Source organism: Chelativorans composti, from assembly GCF_039541695.1.
GTDB classification, from domain to species: Bacteria; Pseudomonadota; Alphaproteobacteria; order Rhizobiales; family Rhizobiaceae; genus Chelativorans; species Chelativorans composti.
Map to the genome: position 1 here is coordinate 1 of NZ_BAABGS010000033.1, position 2,461 is coordinate 2,461.

Genomic DNA, 2,461 nt, shown 5'->3' on the forward strand with positions numbered 1-2,461 from the left:
CGCGCGGGCGGCCCTGCAACCCCAACCAGCGATGCCGCCCGCGCTGGCGCCACGACCATCATTGCACTAACAATCAAATTGGACCCATCCGTCGGGGGCCGATCAATCGCGGAAAAGCACGAGACTATCCCAGAGTAGGGCCATTTGTGCGGGTGGCGTGAGCGGTCGGCTTCGGCAGGCCGAGCGCGCGGGCGCGCTCTGCTTCCGGATGCTCGAAGGCGGGTCGGTAGGTGGCGATATCAGTGGCGCGCATGCCAACGTCCCGTGCGAGCCCTTCCCATTTCTCTTGGATCGTCCGCGCCATCGTTCCGACGATGCCGGCAGCTTCATCGCTCTCCAAGTCGAAGTAGAATGCGTGCTCCATCAGCAGTTGGATTGAAGCGTCCGGCGCTGCCGGATCGGCAATCGCCGTTTTCAGTTCCTTGAAGCGCTCTGGCGCTGGATTCACGTCAAATAGAAGGCCGCAAAAATGGCGAAGGCCGCGCCGAGGGACAGCACATAATGGAAGTGGGCGATCACGTAATAGGTATCGTGCAGGAGCCGGTCCACGCCGGGATTGGCGAGCACTACGCCAGTGACCCCACCAATTGTGAAGAGCAGGACGAACCCGACCGCCCAGAGCATCGGCGTGCTGAAGCTGATAGAGCCGCCCCACATCGTGGCCAGCCAGGAGAATACCTTCACGCCGGTGGGCACTGCGATGACCATCGAGGCGAAGGCAAAATAACGCTGTGCGTCCAGCGACATGCCAGCCGTGTACATGTGGTGCGCCCAGACTACGAAGCCGATAACCCCGATTGCGACCATGGCATAAGCATGCCGAGATAACCGAAGATGGGCTTGCGTGCGAAGGTCGACACCACATGGCTCATGATGCCGAAGGCCGGCAGGATCATGATGTAGACTTCTGGATGGCCAAAAAACCAGAACAGATGCTGATACAGGACAGGGTCACCGCCGCCCTCAGGCGCGAAGAAGGTGGTGCCGAAGTTGCGATCTGTGAGGAGCATGGTGATAGCGCCTGCCAATACCGGAAGCGCCAGCAGAAGCATGAACGCCGTCACCAGCATCGCCCAGGCGAAAAGCGGCATCTTGTGTAGCGTCATGCCGGGTGCGCGCATGTTGAAAATTGTTGTTATGAAGTTGATTGCGCCGAGGATCGATGAAGCACCGGAGAGGTGAATCGAAAGGATGACTAAATCGACCGCCGGGCCCGGCTGGCCCGCAGTGGAATAAGGCGGATAGAGCGTCCAGCCGCCGCCATGGCCGAACGAACCGGGCGCACCCGGAACAAACATGGAAGTCACGAACAGGATGAAGGACGCAACGAGCAGCCAGAGCGAAATGTTGTTCATGCGCGGGAAGGCCATGTCCGGGGCACCGATCATGATCGGCACCATCCAGTTGCCGAAACCACCGATGAGGGCAGGCATGATGACAAAGAAGATCATCACCAGGCCGTGTGCACTGGCGAACACGTTGTAGGCGTTCGGATTGGCGAACAATTGGAGCCCTGGTTCCTGCAACTCGATTCTCACCGCTACCGATAGCGCGGTTCCGAGCACTCCAGCCGCCATCGAGAAGATCAGGTAGAGCGTGCCGATATCTTTGTGGTTGGTTGAAAGAAACCACCGGGTGAAAAAGTTCGGCGCATGGTGATGGACGGACGCTAATTTCTGCATGGCATGAGCGATCGGGCCACGGTCCGGTCATTCCTCCGTAATGATGACGTCCATTGGGATGTCGTGGGGTTGCGGATAGATCGAAGTCAGCCGGCTGCGGGCGTAACCGACGCCGATCACCAGCGGCTTGCGTCGCATCGCAGCGAGTGTCCGGTCGAAGAAACCGCCGCCATAACCAAGCCGATAGCTCGCCGCATCGAAACCGACGAGGGGAGCTATTACCACGCTTGGCTGCACCGCCGGCCCATTGGAGGGGACCAGGATATTCCAGGCTGCCCGCTCGAGCGGCTCGCCAGGACGCCAGGCCCGGAATTCGAGCGGCCAGCCTTTCCGGATGACGACCGGAAGCGCGATCTGCGCACCGCACCTGATACGTGCGGTCATCCAGCTTCGCAGGTCGGGTTCGCCCCGGATCGGCCAGTAGAGACTGATGAGGCGGCCCTCTAGGCTCCCAATGACCTTATCCAGCTTTTCCGCAATCCGGTCGGATAGCGCCCTGCGCTCGTCGGGCGGCACGCTACGCCGATCATCGATCAACCGCTTCCGTTCCCCTTTGCGCCAGCGGGCGATATCGCTCCAGGCGACCGGGTCAGACGGAGCATTATGCCCGCGATATCCCGGCTGGAGCTCATGCAAGAAGCACGGCGAGGAGGCGTATCGAGCCAATTCCAGCTTTTGTCAACGGCGGTGCAAAATCCGGCCACGCGGCGGCGCAAAACCAGGCCAGGTGGCAGTGGCCTGCGCCATGGCGCGCGCGCTTACCAATAGCTGGCGCGTGC

2 protein-coding genes and 1 pseudogene are annotated in these 2,461 nt (G+C 60.9%); all 3 read right to left on the reverse strand.

Translation table 11 applies throughout. The annotated features are described in order from the left end of the window. Positions 1 to 124: 124 nt before the first annotated feature. Positions 125 to 448 carry a hypothetical protein gene (locus tag ABD906_RS09855; RefSeq protein ID WP_345099251.1) on the reverse strand — a complete coding sequence of 108 codons (324 nt, stop codon included), beginning with the start codon at positions 446 to 448 and terminating at the stop codon, positions 125 to 127. 5 nt (positions 449 to 453) lie between these two features. Next, positions 454 to 1,661: pseudogene (locus ABD906_RS09860) on the reverse strand (cbb3-type cytochrome c oxidase subunit I); the annotation flags it as partial. 48 nt (positions 1,662 to 1,709) lie between these two features. Continuing rightward, a complete protein-coding gene (locus ABD906_RS09865; protein WP_345099252.1) occupies positions 1,710 to 2,348 on the reverse strand; it encodes a 5-formyltetrahydrofolate cyclo-ligase in 639 nt (212 codons plus the stop codon). Between the last annotated feature and the right edge of the window lie 113 nt (positions 2,349 to 2,461).